This is a genomic window from Thiocapsa roseopersicina (assembly GCF_900106925.1).
Lineage (GTDB): Bacteria > Pseudomonadota > Gammaproteobacteria > Chromatiales > Chromatiaceae > Thiocapsa > Thiocapsa roseopersicina.
In genome coordinates, this window is sequence record NZ_FNNZ01000005.1 from 138,263 (window position 1) to 155,205 (window position 16,943).

Below are 16,943 nucleotides of genomic sequence, written 5' to 3' on the forward strand. Positions count from 1 at the left end.
GGGAGGCGAAGCCAACCATGTCCTTCAAAGACCCGGCGCCAGCATCAAAACACCGATCGTCTCTTGCGCGCTCGGCCCGTTCCAGGGCCAGGCATAGGTCCCGCCCGTCAGCCAAGCATCGAGCTGATCTGTTCGATAGGGCGATGCGAGGTGTCCGGACTGGCCGAGCGGAAGCACGCCGCGGGTACCTGCCCAATCCGCGGGGGTGTAGACGACCCGCATCGAGGGGATGAAAACGGACGCCTCGGGTGCGAGCGGCATCGGTTTCATGACGTTCACCGTATCGGCATTTCCGCCGACGCCGATCGGGCCGACGTCGAAGAAACGCCCGACGAGCGGCAGGCTGCCGAAGGCATGGGGAAAGGTGAGGGTGCGAATCCGATCGAGACGCGCGTCGTCGGGGTTGCGGATCCGGACATCGAGATCCGCCTTCGCAGCCTTGATCGCACGCGCCCAGATCTCGGCCGGGCCTTCGGTCCAACGCGTCGTCACATCGTCCCAGAAGCTCGACCGGCCGCTGCGGAGCATCTCCTGCAAGGGGCTGTAGGCGAACATCGCCATCGCCGTCATCGCCTCGAGGTCATCCCCGAGCTCGTCTTCGTAGAGCGCCCTGTAGAGCGCCGGCTCGAGCAAGGCGTAGAAGGCTGCGGACCGGCTGGACCCCGCCATGTCGCCATCCCAAGCGAGCAGATCTTCGGCGGCGATGTTCCAAGCGGCCTGATCCACCGCCTGCAGATCGATCGCGATCCCGCGCAGGGCGGCTTGGGCCAACCGTGCATGGGTGCTGATGCGATCGGTCTGGATGTCCGCCATCGTCTCGGGCGTCAAGGGGCCGGCCGCATCGAGCCGCTCGGCGATGCGCGCGGCGCGAAAGGGCGCCATCCAGGCATTGCTGATCGTCACCGGATAGTCGACCGGGACGATACGGTTGTTGGCGGTGATCAAAGCCGCCCCGGGCGGATCGACACGCCGCGGGTTGCGCGTCTGGGGGACGAGCCCCTGCCAGGCATAGCCGTCGACCCACCCCGGCGAGGGGAAGGCGCCCGAGCCCTTGCCGCGCTGCGGCAAGACACCGCTGACCTGCAGGGCGATGCCGCCGTCGCGGTGCGCCGACATGAGGTTCAGGACGACGTGCTTGAATTCCAGGATGGCCTCGCCCGCCTTTGCGAGCGTCTCGGCCCGGTTGAGACGCAGCAGCCCGGCGAAGGCGCGATCCGGGAGATCGTTGGTCTCGCGCAGGGCCAGCAGGCGGGGCGTGTCCAGGCTCGGCAGGTCCATGGGCGTCTTGGTGATCGGACCCAAGATATCGTTGACGATGACACCGTTGCCGGTCGAGCGGATGACCAGGTCGACTGGTTCGGCGCCCTTCACCGAGATGCGCTCGGCCCGGGTCGCGATCGGCTCGGGCCGCCCGTCCGCACGCTCGACGCTCTTCCCGTCGGGCATGAGACGCTCGACGAAGATGTCCTGCGTATCGGCGATGGTACTGGTGAAGCCCCAGGCAAGATCACGGTTGTGCCCGATCATCACCAGCGGAACACCGGGCAGACTCGCCCCGGCGACATGCAGGTCCGGCGCCTTCAGCTCCAGCATGTACCAGATCCCCGGCCTGGACGCGGCGAGATGGGGGTCGTTGGCGAGCAGAGCCTTGCCGTCCGTCGTGCGGGGTCCGTTCACCGCCCAGCCGTTGCTCGCCGCCGCGGGCAACGGCAGACCGAGCCGGGCGACGATCTCCAACACGGGCTCGATCGTCGGCACTTGCCGGTCGCCGCGCGTCGGGGAGCGCCCCTGCTCTTGGGCCAATTCGCGCACCAACTCCGGCGACACCTCCGGCGCGGGGATCCCGGCATCGGTCGGGAAGAGCTCGCGCGCCCGCTCCGGACCGATGCGGGCCGCCAGACGCAGGAAGGTCAGCTCGGCACGTAGGTTGTAGGACTGGGTCCAGGCCATGTAACCGCCGATCAGGAGGCTGTCTTGCGGGGTCCAAGGCGCGGGCTCGGCGCGCACGACCAGGTACTCGAGCGGCAGGCGACGCTCGGCGGTCGCCTCGGTCCGATAAGCGTTCACGCCCGCCGCATAGGACTCGAGGAGAGACATCTCCTCGAGGTTCAAGGCAGCCAGACTGCGCACCGCCTCGCGATCGAGCCCCATGGTGCGAAAGAAGCGATCCGCCGGCAGCACCCGGGCACCGAACACCTCCGCCAGTCGTCCGCCGGCGAGACGGCGCAGCAGATCCATCTGCCACATCCGCTCGCGCGCCACGACATAGCCCTGAGCGAACAGCAGGTCATGGAGACTGTCGGCCTCGATCGTCGGGATCGCGTGCGGCCCGTAGCGAACGCGCACCGGGGCTTCGAGCCCCGGAATGGCGAGACTGCCCGTATAGCTCGGCTCGCCGCGTTTGGCGACCAAGAACAGGCCGGCGGCGCCGACCGAAACGGCGATGGCCAGGATCGCGACGACGAGCAATAGGATCCGACGCGGCATCCTGTCTGCCTCCGAGGGCTCGGCTTATGGCGTCGTCGGAGCCGCCGCCTGGATCCCCTTCACGAACGCGATGAAACCCTCGCGCTGGGCCGCGACCAGCTCCGCCGGGCCGTGCATCTGCGGGTAGAGGTTACCCTCCGGGGTCTCGATGACGCCGGCGAAGAGCATCCGATCGGCCAGCACGTCGTCGCCCGGACCCATGCCGACGCTGCGGCCGTAGCTTCCGCGCAGTTCGACCAGGGTGGCGGGGATCGTCTCGGTGCCGATCTGCGTCACGGTCGGCTCGACCGGCGCGCCGTCCGGGCCTTGGAACTGAGACTGCCAGCGCTCGATATTGGCCTCCAGTGTCCCGCCCTGACCGGGTCCGAAGAAGTAGACGACGAACTCGGCCCCGTCGCCGCCCTCGGCACCGGACGCAGGCACCTTGAACTGGAGCTGACGCATCTCGCTCTTGGGCGTCTCCGCGACCCAGGCATCCGGGACCGAGGACCGGTAGGTCAGGAAGGCAACGGATTGATCGGCCAACGCAAAAGCGGAGCCGGCGAGCAGGACGGGGGCGATCAGCAGCGAGCGCAGGACGATGGACATCGGGTTGTCTCCTTATGGTGTTGTGGCTCGCGGGACTCGCAGGACCGAGGGTCCAATCAGGTCGAGCTCGGCGAGGGGGACCTCAACGGGTCAACATTCGGTACTATCCGACCAGCCATCTCATGATAACCGCACCTGCGAGGAGTTGCCGCGATGTCCGATCGACCCGACGCCGACGCCGTCAAGACCTATCTGCTCGATCTGCAGGACCGCATCTGCGCGGCACTGCGCGAGACCGACGGCGGAGCGGGCTTCCGCGAGGACGCCTGGGAGCGTCCGGGCGGCGGTGGCGGGCGCACGCGCATCATGCAGGACGGAGCCGTCTTCGAGCGCGGCGGCATCAACTTCTCGCATGTCTTCGGTGAGCGCCTGCCACCCTCGGCGAGCGCGAATCGCCCCGAGCTGGCCGGGCGCAGTTTCCAGGCGATGGGCGTGTCCCTGGTCGTACACCCGCAGAACCCCTACGTGCCGACCTCGCATCTGAACGTGCGGTTCTTCATCGCGGAGCGACCCGACGCCGAGCCGGTCTGGTGGTTCGGCGGCGGTTTCGATCTGACGCCCTATTACGGCTTCGAGGAGGACGTGCGGCACTGGCACCGCGCCGCACGCGAGGCCTGCCTGCCGTTCGGCGAGGACCTCTATCCGCGCTATAAGGACTGGTGTGACCGCTATTTTTATCTGAAGCATCGCGATGAGCCCCGCGGGGTCGGCGGGCTCTTCTTCGACGATCTGAGCGAAGGCGGATTCCACCACAGCTTCGCCTTCATGCGCAGCGTCGCGGAGGCCTATCTGCCGGCCTACCTGCCCATCGTGAATCGCCGCTGGGCGAAGCAATACGGCGACGACGAGCGTGCCTTCCAGAAATACCGCCGCGGTCGCTACGTGGAGTTCAACCTGGTCTACGACCGAGGCACCCTGTTCGGACTGCAATCGGGCGGGCGCACCGAGTCGATCCTGATGTCGCTCCCGCCGGAGGTGAGCTGGCGCTACGACTATCGCCCGGAGCCCGGCAGCCCGGAGGCCGAGCTCTACGAGCGCTTCCTCAAGCCGCGTGACTGGCTTGCCGACGAACCACCCGCGGCTTGATTCAGAGTTGGACCGCCGAGACGCAAGCGGTCACCCCTTGCCGTATTCGGCCTTCGACCCCGTCATGTCCCACGCGAAGGTGCAGTCCAGATGAGAAAGGACGGAGATGAGTCCGCTCTCCCCGTCCTCGACCATCACCGCGATCGGCGCGCGTTTGTTGAACTGCTTGTTGGCGCGTTTGACCCAGAGGTGGCGCATCTCGGGATTGCGCGGAAAGTAGGTGTGCAACGCGTCTTCGATCCGCACCAGATACGAGAGCCGCCGGTTGACCAGCGGGTCGTCCGGAAAGCAGTCCTCGTCCCGATAGCGCGAGAGGTTCCGCGCCTTGATGCTGGCAGGCAATTGAAGCAGCACCAGGATATCGCTCGCGCCGAGATTCCAACCTTCCAGCAGCGACATGATGCGGCGCGTGAGCGAGCAGCGCTCGTCGATCGTGAGTTCGGACATGAGTCGGCCCTTGTCTGAGGCACGCTCGAGAGCGTACGGCTTGGTGGTCGCGGGTCGGGCGGTCTCCAACCACGCATCTGGCCGGTGAGATGGCGCCGATGCGTTTCGGATGCAACCCGAGCGCCACGCGGGTACGGCGCCGGATCGCGATCCCGAACGTCAGCGCGGGATCCGGGTGATGCGTAGGACCAGCGGGATCTGTCTCAGGCGGCGCATGATGCGCGCGAGGTGGGCGCGGCCCTTCACGAGGATGAGGAACTCCAATGCGGTGGTCATGCCGTCCTTCTCGCGCGAGTGGACGTTCTCGATGTTGGAGCCCAGCTCGGCGATAGCCCCGGCGACCACCGCGAGCGCACCGCGTCGATTGCCGATCTCCACCCGGATCTCGGTCGGGAACTCGCCGTCCGGCTCGTTGGCCCACTCGACATCCAGACGTTTGTCCCGTTTTGTCTCCAGGCTGCCGAGGTTGCGGCATTCACTGCGATGGACCACGATCCCGCGACCCGGGCTGAAGAGCGCGGCGATGGTGTCGCCCGGGATCGGCCGACAACAGCGCGCGAAGCTCACCACCATCCCCTCTGTGCCGCGAATCGCCAAGCGGTGGGGATGCAGATCCTTATCGGCCTGCATCGCTTGGGTCGCCTCGTCGTCGTCGCCCCCGGCCAAGCGACGCGCCACGAATGCGGCCAGGCGATTGCCGAGCCCGATATCCCCGAGCAGGTCCTCAAGCGTGCGCTGATTCGCCTCTTCCAGGTATGCCGCGACACGGATCGGATCGAGATTGTCCAGCTCGGCACCGAATGTGCCGAGCTCCGCCGTCAGCAGGCGCCGCCCCAGCACCTGGGCCTCGCGCTGCTTGAGGTTCTTGAGATAGCCGCGGATGCTCGCGCGGGCCTTACCGGTCACGACGAAATTCAGCCAAGCCGCATTCGGCTTGGCGCCGGGTGCGTTGATGATCTCCACCGTCTGGCCGCTGCGCAAATTGGTGCTGAGCGAGACCATGCGCCGGTCGATCCGCGCGGCGACACAGGTATTGCCGACATCCGAGTGGATCGCGTAGGCGAAGTCGATCACCGTCGCACCTCGCTTGAGCGTCAGGATCCGGCCCTTGGGCGTGAAGACATAGACCTCGTCCGGGAAGAGATCGACCTTCACATTTTCCAAGAACTCCACAGAGTTGCCGGCCCCGCGCTGCATCACGAGCAGATTCTGCAACCACTCCGAGGCCAGCGTCGTGGCATTGGCCGTGGACTGCTCGCCGCTCTTGTAAAGCCAGTGCGCGGCGATCCCGGTCTCGGCCATGCGCTGCATGTCCTCGGTGCGGATCTGGATCTCGATGTGGATGCCCTGCGGGCCGATCAGCACCGTGTGGAGCGACTGATAGCCGTTCGCCTTGGGGATGGCGATGTAGTCCTTGAAGCGCCCCGGCACCGGCTTGTAGAGATTGTGGACCAGCCCGAGAACCCGATAGCAGGTGTCGACCCGGTCCACCGTCACCCGGAACGCGAAGACGTCGACGACCTCCGAAAAGGCGCGATGCTTCTCGCGCATCTTGCGGTAGATGCCGTAGAGGTGTTTTCGTCGACCCTCCACCTCCCCGTGGATCTCCTCCTGATGCAGGGCGCGTTTGAGTGCCGTCTCCACTGTGCCGACCATCTCGACGCGCGCGCCGCAGGTCTTCTGCAGGGCGCGCTGAATGACGTGACGACGCCAGGGCCAATGGTGCAGAAAACCCAGCTCTTCCAGCTCGACCCGGACACGGTTGATGCCGAGACGATTGGCGATCGGGGCGAAGATATCGAGCGTCTCGCGCGAGATCCGTCGACACTTCTCGGGCTCCATGGACCCGAGGGTGCGCATGTTGTGCAGTCGATCGGCGAGCTTGATGAGGATGACGCGGATGTCGCGCGTCATCGCGAGCAGCATCTTCTGAAGGCTCGCTGCCTGCGCCTCGGCGCGGGACTCGAACTCGATCTGCGAGAGCTTGCTTACCCCGTCGACGAGATCCGCGATCTCCTCGTCGAAGACCTCCGCGACCTGCTCCTTGTCCACCGACGTATCTTCGATCACGTCGTGAAGCAGGGCCGCGATCAGGCACTTATAGTCCATGTGCATCTCGGCCAGGATGCGCGCGACCGCGACCGGATGGTAGATGTAGGGCTCACCCGATTTACGGCTCTGTCCCTCGTGCGCCTCGGCCCCGAACAGATAGGCCCGGTAGAACTCGCTGACCTGCTCGGGCGGGAGATAGGTCTCGAGGTAAGCGCAGAGGTCGCTGATCAGGTAGCGGGCGACGGGGGTCCGATCGGACGCGCCCGCGACGGGATGAACCGGCGGCATGGGGACCGGGTCGATCGGGGGTACGAGGGCGGTTTGCATGGATCCTGGATCGAACGGACTCATGACGAGGTGCGCTCGGCAGGGGCGTCGACCCTTGTCTGGTCGCCCCCCGGGGTCGGTCGCCGAGCCTCGTCGTGCCGCATACCGGGCCTACTCGCGAGGATCGCCCTTGGGCTCCGCCTCGCCGAGCTCGGAGGCGAGTTCCTCGGCGAGCGCCTGCTCCAAGGCAGCCGTGGTCTCGTCGATCTCGCGCTGTGCGGCCTGCACCATCGCGGTCGAGATATGGCCCGCGGCGATCTCGCGCAGCGCCATGACGGTGGGCTTGTCGTTGGCCCAAGGCAGGATCGGCTCGACGCCGTTCGCCAGCTGACGGGCACGCTTGGTTGCGAGCAGCACCAGGTCGAAGCGGTTGTCGACGTGATTGAGGCAGTCCTCAACGGTAATTCTGGCCATGCGAAATCATCTCCATCGGGGTCTTGAAAATCCGGGGGCGCCGGCGCCAAGGGCCGGGTAATGCGACGGACGCGGGTGCGAGGACTCGTCTATCTTTGACAGGCGGGCGGGCGCGCCGTTCATGCCCCTCCGAGCCGACCGCGCACGCGGCAGCCTTGTGCTAAGAGCCTAACATACATGGCGAAGCAGCAGGGAGCGGCGGCGCACCCGCATCAGGTCAGGGCATCGAGCAGGACCTTCAGCCGCGGCCGCTGACGCTCGAAACGCTGCCGCTCGGCGAGGACGATGGCCGCGAGTGCGTCCAGGGCCGTGTCGAACACGTCGTTGACGACCAGATAGGCATACTCCTCGACGTGCGCCATCTCGTCGCGCGCCTGCGCCATCCGACCCGCGATCACCGCGTCGCTGTCGGTGCCCCGCCCGCACAAACGACGCTCCAACTCCGCGATCGACGGCGGCAGAACGAAGATCGCAACCGCCGAGCCAAACCGCTCGCGCACCTGACGCGCCCCCTGCCAGTCGATCTCCAGGATCAGATCGTGCCCGGCAGCGAGCGCGGCGCGCACGTCGGCCTCGCGGGTCCCGTAGAGGTTGCCGAAGACCTCCGCATGCTCAAGAAACGCACCTGCGGAGACCGACTGCCGAAACCGCACCTGATCGATGAAGTGATAGTGGACGCCGTCTTGCTCACCGGCGCGGGGCGCGCGCGTCGTGCAGGAGACCGACAGCGAAAGCCCCGGATCACGCGCCAAGAGCGCCTTGACCAACGAGGTCTTCCCGGCACCCGACGGGGCCGAGACGATAAAAAGGATGCCTTCGCTCATGATGCGCTCGACTGCTTGAAGTAGGGGTTGTCCGGCCGATGCCGACCCCGATCGCGCGGATGCCGGGCTGCCGAGGCGTCCGGCGCGACACCGAAAGTCAAAACGAGGCTCGCGATCGGGCAGCCGGCACGCGACCGGCCACCGGATAAGCACCCTCAGAATATCGCGCCTGCGCCCGGCGCGCACGCGGATCGAGCGTTCATCCGGTCGGTCGCCCTGCGGCTTTCGGCCGTGCGACCGCATGAATCGCTACAAAGGGCACTGCCTTGCGAATCGTTCGTCGAGGGCCCGAGCACGCTCGATGCAGGCATCCACCTCGCTCGGGCGGGGCGTGAGGGCCGAAGGATCGCGGGCAAAAAGCTCCAGGCTTCGTTGCAGTGCGCGGCGATCGAACTGCTTGATCGGGATGAAACAGGGTGCTGCGCTGGGAACGGCGGAGCGAATCAATCGGTCGATCTTGCCCCGCAGGTTGCCCGTACAGATCACCGGGCGCTCGGTGAGCAGCGCGAAGATGAAGCCGTGGTAGCGGGAGGTGAGGACAAGATCGAGGCCGGCATAGTAGTCCAGCACCTGCTCGATCGACTCGCCGTCGAAGCCTCGAATCCGACAGCCATGCCGCTCCTGCCATTCGCGGTACATGGGCAGATCGTCGCGGCTTTGCACGACAAGCTCGACCGATGCGTCGGGCGGGGCCAGAGCGACCGTGTCCTCGATGACGCGCTGGTACTCGCGCATGCGCGCGGCCGCAAGCAGCCGACGGGAGCAAACCCAGGACGCGCCGATACGCGTCGGGCGGTGTTGATCGGATCCTCGGGAGCGAGAGACACGGCCTGCTCGAAATGCCAGATCCTGATCGACGGACACCTCGGCAGCGGGCGCGATGTCTCGCACGACCTCGGCATCCCCGGGGTCCCGCACCGACACCCAGCGGCACTCGCTCAGCGCGCGACCGAGCAGACGCCGCCCCGGGTCGGTACGGATGCCCTGGGTTCCGATCCCCAAGCAGATCGCAGGACGGCCCAGCTCGGCCGCCATCAGCAGCGGGAGGCTGTAGTTCTGCAGGTTGTAGGGACAGCTATCGTAGAGCAACCCGCCGCCGCCCAGAACGATGCAGCTGGCTCGAGCGATGTCGCCACGCATCACAGGCGGCGCCCGTCGCTCGATGACGACCTCGGGGTGCGCGGCTTCGATGATGCGCGCCGCGCACTGTGTCACGACGTCGTCGCCGAGGTTGCCCATACCACCCGCGCTGATCAAGAGCACGGTGGGCCGGTCCGGTAGCTCGATCGCAAGGCGTCGAAGTGTCTGCGGGTCCGGCATGTGACGTCGCGTGCGCAGGTCCGGAAGGATCCAGCGACGACGGTGCGCATAGATTGCGAACACCGGGTTGGCCCAGAGACAGCGGAACCGGGGCAACCCCTCAAGCGCGCACCGCGACCATTGGTCGATTTGACCCTTGTGCAGGAGCAGCAGATCGCGGTCGCCGGGCGCCCTGAGGTAGCTCTCGATCGCGCTCGAGGCGGTAGGCCCCGACAGGTCCAGGAACTCAATCGGGGCGAGCACGCGCTCGAAGGTATAGGCCGCGAGCAGTTTTCGGAGCGTCGCCAGCGCAGCGCTCCAATGGGGGTCGTCGTCGGGAAAGGCAGGGGCACTCCGCCAACGGCCGGCGGCCAAGGCCCTGCCGGCAAGGTGCCCGCTGTCGCCCGACCTCGGCGGCGCGCTCGGGTCCGTTCTCGACACATCCGAGAGTTCGCTCACGCAAGTCCTCTACAACGCCTCGTTCATGGAGCGCGCGCTCCTGCGGTCGCATGCACCTGACGCGCAACGGCGTCCACCACTCGGGGGTCTGCCACGCCTTCGCAAAGACTCGCAGCAGCCCTACCCTGCCCTCATACTAACCGCGCCATGAAGGTACCGCACATCGACGTCCCGCTCCGGGTGCACACCATGATCTCGAAAAGAATCGCGGCGTTCGGCGACTATTTCGCGCCGATCCTTTGCGTGCTGCGCTCCTTCGCCCCGATGCATGTCCGGACATTGGTCCGCATCGGACTGTTGGGGGTACTGGCCTCGGGCCTGAACGCAGCAGGATACCTGGCGTTGATGCCTCTGATAGGTTTCGCCACCAAAGCAAACGAGAACCTGGTGCTCGGTCCTTGGTCGCTGCCGGCGGGTGCCACGGGTCTGTTGCTGCTGATCGGGTTGGCCGTGGCGCTCGCGATCGGCGCACTGGAGGTCGGCTATCTGAACTACCGATCGGCCTTGACGCTCGTGCGCGACACGGCGACCGAGGCCGCGATCCGTGGATTGGGACAGGTCCGCTCGGTCAAGCCCGCCGGCCGACGCCGACGAGCGGTCAACGACGTCCTGGGATCGGTCTCGTTCGGCTGCGGCATTTTAATGAGACAAGTGGCCTCGGGACTCGCCGAGGCGATGGAGCTGGTCGTGTTCATCGGCGTGCTCTTGTGGTTGAGTCCGGCCCTGACGCTTGCGTTCCTGCTGTGCGCGACGGTCGCCGGACTCTTTTACGCGCGATCGGTCGGAGCCGTCACCGGGGCCATTGTCGACAACCGGGCCTTGGCCGCCCGCGCGCGCGACGACATCAAGACACTGGCCGCGGACCTCGACGCCGAGCCGGAGGATGCCGGCACGCCGAGCGCGTTGCGCGAGCGCGTGCGCTTGATGTACGAGGCGGGCCCGGTCGCGGAGCTCATGGAAGGCAAGCTGCACATCCGTCGCGAAAGCAAGCGCGGCCCCATGATGGTCGAGTATCTCTTCCCTGTCGCCTTGGTTGTCTTTCCGCTGTTGGTTCTGCCGGGCGGCCATTTGACCGACGATCTGGGACCGATCATCGTGTATCTTTTGTTTCTGCGTAAGGTCATCGGCCTGCTCCAGGGACTTGCCGGTCAGATGATGCTCGTCGGCCGGATCCACCCGCTATTGCAGTGCTATGCCGATCTGCAGCAGGGTAAGTCGCCCGCGAGATGCCCGTTCATGGGCAACGCGGCCGATGAAAACCTTGATCCCGACGAGGACACCTGAGGCCACACGTCCAGGTGCACCCGTCATCTGGAAGGGATCCCCGCTATGAGCACGCGCCGGTTCGGCAAGCCCGGCAACACAGAGACGACGCCTATGCTGGTCAGCCATCGCCATCGCTTCATCTATTTGAAGACAAAGAAGACAGCCGGCACCTCCGTCGAGCTCTATTTCGAGCCGTTCTGCGTGCCTCCCGAGTTATCTCGTCCGGAGCGCGCCGGCACCTTGGTCTCCGAGTACGGGATCGTCGGATCCCGCGGCAAGCAGCACGGCGGCAGGCGTGACTGGAGGGCGCATATGCCGGCGAAGAAGATTCGCGACGGTCTCGGTGACGAGACCTGGCATCACTACCTGCGTTTCGCGACCATCCGCAACCCCTACGACAAAGCGGTCTCCGCGTTCTTCTTCAAGAAACACCGCCGCGGCGGGTCGGTCGGCGATCCGGCCCGAGAGCGCGACGCGTTCCAAATCTGGCTAGAGACCGACGGCCCGCCGATGGACAGCAACAAGTTCATGATCGACGGCGAATATTGCCTCTCGGATGTCATCCGTTACGAGTCTCTGCTTCCCGATCTGGAGCGCATCTGCACGCGGGTGGGCGTCCCCTTCGAGCCGCACCGCTTGACACGCAAAAAATCCGGCATGCGGCCACCTTGGGCGACAGTGGATGCCATGTACTCCGACGCGGGCCGCAGGATCGTCTCCGAACGTTATGCCCTCGAGATCGAGATGTTCGGTTACGCGTTTCCAGGCGGATCCACGGCAGGCCGAGAGCAGTGATCTATTTCTGTTTCGGGATTCCCAAATCCGGAAGCACCTTGGCGTTCGAATTGACGTGCGCCCTGCTCGAGGCCGCGGGCCACGCGCAGGTGCGGCTGCGAGGCACGCTGATCGCGGAAGACAAGAAGGTCAACTTCCTCAGCCGGGGGGCGATGCGGCAATTCGATCGTGGAGAGGCGCAACGGATCGAAGCGGTTGCACCGCCCCATCGCCTGTTGGCCATCAAGACCCACGGCGCCCCGACGCCTGCGGTCCGTGAGCTCGCAGAGGAGGGACTGATCATGGGACAAGCGAACTTTCGGGATCCGCGCGACACCCTGTTGTCGCTCATGGATGCAGGCGATCGGGCCAACCGTCGGGGACGGGGTGCCTTTGCAAAGATGCAGGACTTCCGGACGGCACTCGCCACCTACGAGTCGCACCTTGCCGCCTTCGAGGAATGGATCGCACTGCCGGGCTTCATCGCAACCCGTTACGACGAGGTGGCATTCCGCGGCGAAGACTTCTTGCGCCGCATCTCGGATCAGTTGCGGCTGGACCTGCCCGCCGGACTCGACCTCGGCGAGCTGGTCAGGCATGTCCATCAACACGCCTTCACACAGCTCAACAAAGGCGCCCCTCGCCGCCATCGCGACGAGCTGACGATCAATCAGGCCCTATTTCTGCTTCAACGATGCGGGCCGCAGCTCGAGCGGCACGCGGGCGAGGATCTCGACACGATTGATCTGGCCTTGATCAAGGCGGCCGAAAGTATCCCGGAGATCCAACTGGACACCGAGCAGACGAAACGCCTCGATCCGCCGCCGAAATCCAAGACCAACCGCGTGAGGCGGATCACGGCTCCTCCGCGTCTTGCGTGTTTCTTCGAGCACAACCTACTGATGCATACGCACCTGGAAAAGACAGCGGGGTCGACCTTGGTCCGATCGCTCATGCAAATCCTGGGCACCGGGGAGGTTGTGGACCTTCGCATGCGCGGGACTGAACGCCCCGACAAGATGGCGGCCGCGGATCGTCACCGGATTCGGCTGTTGTCCGGACACTTTCACTTCGGGGCTTGGGAGGGGTGCTTCGAGCGGCGCGCGGTCTATCTTGCCGCGGTGCGCGACCCCTTCGAACGCTTCCGCTCATTCCATGCCTTCGTGTGTCTTAGACCCCGACACCCGGCCTACCCATTGATCGGCGAGCGCACGCTCGGCGAGGCCGTGGAGATCGCGGTGCGCAACGGATACGGCTGCGGTGTCGATTACTTGGCTCGGTATTTCGGTGGATCGACGCGATGGTGGCCGTTTGCGCGGGTGCGCGCCCACCTCGAGCAGCGTTACATCGCGGTCGTTCCGCACGCCGAGGTCGGCCGCCTGATTGCCTGCACGGCGGAGGCATTCGGGATGGCACCGCCCGCCACACTGCAACGCAATGTCGCGACCTCCTACCCGAGCAGCGACGAGGGCCGAACCCTGTTCGTCAAGCGCAACCGCCTGGATTATCAGGTCTTCGATTACGTCAATGACCGTTGCGAGCAATGGCTGTCTGACTTTCCGAGCCGGTTGACACGCCTCGCGGCAGGGTCGAAGCCATGACATCCGTCGCAACGACCCTCTTGAAGTACTTGCCCACACGCACGCGTCGCACCTTCGTCGTTCTGGGATGCCCACGGGGCGGCACGAGTCTATTGGCGGGTGCGTTGAGCGCGGCCGGCGTCCACATGGGGCGATATCGGACGCTTCAGTACGAAGACCCGGAGTTCAGGATCCCCCCGACACAAGCCGGCGAGGCATTGGAGCGGCTCGCCCCCGTCATTCGCCGCAGAAACCTCCTACGTCGGCACTGGGGATGGAAGGTTCCGAACAACATCTACTACATCGATCGAGTCAAGGATCTCCTGATCAATCCCTGCTTCTTGTTCGTGTATCGTGATCCTCTCGAGATTGCCCGTTCGTCCGCAAGTCACGACGGGCGCGATTGGGAGGAGCAGCGCGAGAGGCTGATCGAGGTCGCACTGAATCACACCGAAAAGGTGCGTCGTTTTCAGGAGTCGCTGCAGTCGCCGCATCATGTGTTTCGCGTCGATACCATCCAGGCCGACCCCGCGATCTTTGTCGATCGGATCGTCCGGATCCTCGAGCCGCTGCGCGCCGATCGGGAGAGGCTCCTGGAGTTCGTTAAACCCGACGGCGGATACCATGCCCATGCGAAGGTGTCCCAAAGAGTCAAAACCGCAAAGACGGCGAATACCCCCGGGGTCAAACGGCGTTGAAGATCGCGATCGACGGCTTTGCGTTGGGTCTGAGGCAGGGAACCGGGCTCTCTACCTACTCTCGAGAATTAGCCAATACGCTCACCCGCTACGGGCATCAGGTCGAGATCATCTATGGTCTCGGCGGCATCGGCCGGAAAGAGTCGCTCCTGCGCGCCCGCCTGCTGCAAGCCTTGGCGACCCGCGGCGAGCCGGAGGCAGCGGACTGGCGTGCCTGGATGCCGCGTTTGCCCTTATACGTCATCGCCCACGTGCTGGGTAGACCGCTGCGGGCGCGTTCGATACCCGAAACCCGGACTAACGCCGTCACTCTGTTGCCGGACGGATGTCCCGTCTTCACGGGAACCCACAATATCGCGTCTCTCTATCGCTCCGCCCAAGCGATGGCCGGCATCTTCGGGACTTCGTTGCGGATTCGCGCGCTTCCCGAGGTGGAGATCTTCCACTTGAGCTCGCCGTTGCCGGTGCGCATGGACAATGTGGCCAACGTGGTCACGGCGCACGACGCGATTCCGCTTGTCCTGCCCGAGAGCACGTCCGTGAACCTATTGCACTACCAGCGGATCATGCGGGCGTCGCTGCGTCATGCCGATGGCATCTTCGCCGTCTCGGAGCAGAGCAAGCGCGACCTCATTACACTGCTCGACCTACCGGAAGAGCGTCTGCACGTCACCTATCAATCTGTGAGTATTCCCGAGGAGATTCGACAGATCGAAGCGGAAACCCTAAGCCGCTTTCTGAAGGCCAACTTCGGCCTTGAGCCCGGGGGCTATTTTCTGTTTCACGGTGCGATCGAGCCGAAGAAAAACGTGATGCGGCTCATCGATGCCTACTTGATGGCACGATCCGATCTACCGCTCGTCTTCGCGGGCAAAGCCGGCTGGCTTTGTCGCGACGAGCTCCATCGGCTCGATCTGCTCTGCGAGAACGATGCGCGGGAGGGTCGGATCCGGCGCTTCGAATATCTCCCCTATTGGCAAGTGATGTACCTGGTCAAGGGTGCGCGAGCAATGATCTTCCCTTCGCTTTACGAAGGCTTTGGTCTTCCCGTGCTCGAGGCCATGCAGATGGGCACTCCGGTGATTACTTCAAACAACAGTTCTCTGAAGGAGATCGCCGCGGACGCGGCCTATCTCGTCGATCCGCGCGACACCGGCGAGATCGCGCACGCCATCGACGCCCTTGCGGAGGACGATGATATGCACGCCTCCTTGCGTGCGAAGGGAACCGCTCGCGCCGAATTCTTTTCCCCCCGACGCCATCTGGAACGGGTCGAGGCCGGTTATCGACGCATCCTCGGGGCCTGATGCGAGAGAGGGGCCGAGTCGCCCTCGCCGCTCGGATAGGCTGCGCGCTCGACCGATTTGCGGATCAGCTCAATCGCCTGACGCAGAAGCGTTCGGCGATCGCGGCCCGACGCTCGAGGCGACTCTCGGAAACGCCGCGTCACTCCAGATTCTGAACCTGCTCGCGCATCTGCTCGATCAGGACCTTCATCTCGACCGCCTCGCGGGTGACCTCGACATCGGCGGACTTGGAGCCCAGGGTGTTGGCCTCGCGGTTGAGCTCCTGCATGAGAAAATCCAGGCGGCGCCCGACCGGCTCGCGGCGTTTGAGGACGTCGCGGACCTCGGCAACATGGGCCTCGAGACGGTCCATCTCCTCGTCGACGTCCAGACGGGCCGCGACCAGCGCCATCTCCTGCTCCAAGCGCGCGGGGTCCAGCTCGGCGCGAAGCTCGGCGAGTCGATCGGCGAGCCGTCGGCGCACGCTCGTCATCACCTCGGGCATCCGGGCGCGCACGCGAACCACGCTCTCCTGCAGGCGATCGCAGCGATCGACCAGCAGTCGCTCGAGGCGCTCGCCCTCGCGCTCGCGGGTCGCCAGCAGGGTGTCGATGGCCGTCTCCAAGAGGTCCAGCGCGGCGGCTGTCACCTCGTCCAGGTCGCGGTCCTGCTCTTGGAGCACGCCGGGCCAGCGCAGCAGCTCGAAGGGCGAGGGCTCGACCCCGCGACCGATAATGGAGCCGACCTCCTGCCCCGCAGCCAAGAGCTGCTCGACGAAGGCGCGGTTGACCCGCAGACTTCCGGTAAGCCCGACCGCCGGGACGTAGCGCAGGTTGCAGTCGAGCTTGCCGCGTTGGACACGGGCCGCCAGGCGAGTACGCACGCTGGTTTCGAGCGCACGTAGCTCCTCGGGCAACCGCAGGTGCGGCTCGAGATAGCGGTGGTTGACGGCCCGCAGCTCCCACGTCAGCTCGCCGAAATCACCGGTGCGCAACTCGCGTGCGAAGGCCGTCATACTTTTGATCATGGGGTCGTCCCTTGGGTGATGGGGTGGTGTGGGGGTGACGATATGGGCGTCGGCGCTCGGGCGCGTCGAGCGGCAGCGAGACCGAGTGCGCAACCCTCTGCATGGATCCGGACTCGGGGCTTCCATTATCCGGGTCGACCTGTCCGACGCAACGGCGAAACGGCGAAACGGCGAAACGGCGAAACGGCGAAACGGCGAAACGGCGAAACGCACGATGCCACCCGTCAGTCCCGGGTCCTAGCGCGTAGGGTTGCGAGTGCGCCTTGTTCGGAGTCTGCCGGGCTCCGGGCGAGCCCGGGCGGGATCCCGTCGGGAATCGACCGCCCCTG

14 protein-coding genes are annotated in these 16,943 nt (G+C 65.5%); 6 read left to right on the forward strand and 8 right to left on the reverse strand.

The features are described 5' to 3' along the window. Nucleotides 1-24: 24 nt before the first annotated feature. Nucleotides 25-2,487: a penicillin acylase family protein gene (locus BLV04_RS07700; protein ID WP_093029727.1), complete on the reverse strand. Its 2,463-nt coding sequence runs from the start codon at nt 2,485-2,487 to the stop codon at nt 25-27. Between the two features lie 24 nt (nt 2,488-2,511). Continuing rightward, nucleotides 2,512-3,075 carry a hypothetical protein gene (locus BLV04_RS07705; RefSeq protein WP_093029729.1) on the reverse strand — a complete coding sequence of 188 codons (564 nt, stop codon included), beginning with the start codon at nt 3,073-3,075 and terminating at the stop codon, nt 2,512-2,514. 153 nt (nt 3,076-3,228) lie between these two features. Between BLV04_RS07705 and hemF the strand changes: the two genes are divergently transcribed. Continuing rightward, nucleotides 3,229-4,161 carry an oxygen-dependent coproporphyrinogen oxidase gene (gene hemF, locus BLV04_RS07710; protein ID WP_093029731.1) on the forward strand — a complete coding sequence of 311 codons (933 nt, stop codon included), beginning with the start codon at nt 3,229-3,231 and terminating at the stop codon, nt 4,159-4,161. 30 nt (nt 4,162-4,191) lie between these two features. Here the strand turns inward: hemF and BLV04_RS07715 are convergent, their stop codons facing one another. The 5 genes from BLV04_RS07715 to BLV04_RS07735 form a co-directional block, all read right to left on the reverse strand. Beyond that, complete coding sequence (locus BLV04_RS07715; RefSeq protein ID WP_093029893.1) at nt 4,192-4,608, reverse strand: DUF2384 domain-containing protein; 417 nt, start codon at nt 4,606-4,608, stop codon at nt 4,192-4,194. Between the two features lie 159 nt (nt 4,609-4,767). Further along, nucleotides 4,768-6,948 (reverse strand): RelA/SpoT family protein, encoded by a 2,181-nt coding sequence (locus BLV04_RS07720; RefSeq protein WP_093029895.1) that lies wholly within the window; start codon nt 6,946-6,948, stop codon nt 4,768-4,770. 150 nt (nt 6,949-7,098) lie between these two features. Next, nucleotides 7,099-7,401, reverse strand: a complete 303-nt coding sequence (gene rpoZ, locus BLV04_RS07725; protein ID WP_007193609.1) for a DNA-directed RNA polymerase subunit omega — start codon at nt 7,399-7,401, stop codon at nt 7,099-7,101. Between the two features lie 212 nt (nt 7,402-7,613). Next, on the reverse strand, nt 7,614-8,225 hold the full coding sequence (gene gmk, locus BLV04_RS07730; RefSeq protein WP_093029897.1) for a guanylate kinase: 612 nt from the start codon (nt 8,223-8,225) through the stop codon (nt 7,614-7,616). 249 nt (nt 8,226-8,474) lie between these two features. Beyond that, nucleotides 8,475-9,983 carry a polysaccharide pyruvyl transferase family protein gene (locus tag BLV04_RS07735; RefSeq protein WP_139191879.1) on the reverse strand — a complete coding sequence of 503 codons (1,509 nt, stop codon included), beginning with the start codon at nt 9,981-9,983 and terminating at the stop codon, nt 8,475-8,477. A 189-nt stretch (nt 9,984-10,172) separates the two neighbouring features. Here BLV04_RS07735 and BLV04_RS07740 point away from each other — a divergent pair, with 189 nt between their 5' ends. The 5 genes from BLV04_RS07740 to BLV04_RS07760 are packed head-to-tail and all read left to right on the forward strand — an operon-like array spanning nt 10,173 to nt 15,608. Continuing rightward, nucleotides 10,173-11,267 (forward strand): ABC transporter ATP-binding protein, encoded by a 1,095-nt coding sequence (locus tag BLV04_RS07740; RefSeq protein ID WP_139191880.1) that lies wholly within the window; start codon nt 10,173-10,175, stop codon nt 11,265-11,267. A 45-nt stretch (nt 11,268-11,312) separates the two neighbouring features. Continuing rightward, nucleotides 11,313-12,044, forward strand: a complete 732-nt coding sequence (locus BLV04_RS07745; RefSeq protein WP_093029736.1) for a sulfotransferase family protein — start codon at nt 11,313-11,315, stop codon at nt 12,042-12,044. Between the two features lie 38 nt (nt 12,045-12,082). Then, nucleotides 12,083-13,624 carry a sulfotransferase family 2 domain-containing protein gene (locus tag BLV04_RS07750; RefSeq protein WP_217633670.1) on the forward strand — a complete coding sequence of 514 codons (1,542 nt, stop codon included), beginning with the start codon at nt 12,083-12,085 and terminating at the stop codon, nt 13,622-13,624. Continuing rightward, nucleotides 13,621-14,301, forward strand: a complete 681-nt coding sequence (locus BLV04_RS07755; RefSeq protein WP_093029738.1) for a sulfotransferase family protein — start codon at nt 13,621-13,623, stop codon at nt 14,299-14,301. Before BLV04_RS07750 ends, BLV04_RS07755 begins: the two co-directional genes overlap by 4 nt. After that, nucleotides 14,298-15,608 carry a glycosyltransferase gene (locus tag BLV04_RS07760; protein WP_093029740.1) on the forward strand — a complete coding sequence of 437 codons (1,311 nt, stop codon included), beginning with the start codon at nt 14,298-14,300 and terminating at the stop codon, nt 15,606-15,608. Before BLV04_RS07755 ends, BLV04_RS07760 begins: the two co-directional genes overlap by 4 nt. A 139-nt stretch (nt 15,609-15,747) precedes the next feature. Here the strand turns inward: BLV04_RS07760 and BLV04_RS07765 are convergent, their stop codons facing one another. Then, on the reverse strand, nt 15,748-16,614 hold the full coding sequence (locus BLV04_RS07765; RefSeq protein ID WP_093029742.1) for a YicC/YloC family endoribonuclease: 867 nt from the start codon (nt 16,612-16,614) through the stop codon (nt 15,748-15,750). Nucleotides 16,615-16,943: the final 329 nt, after the last annotated feature.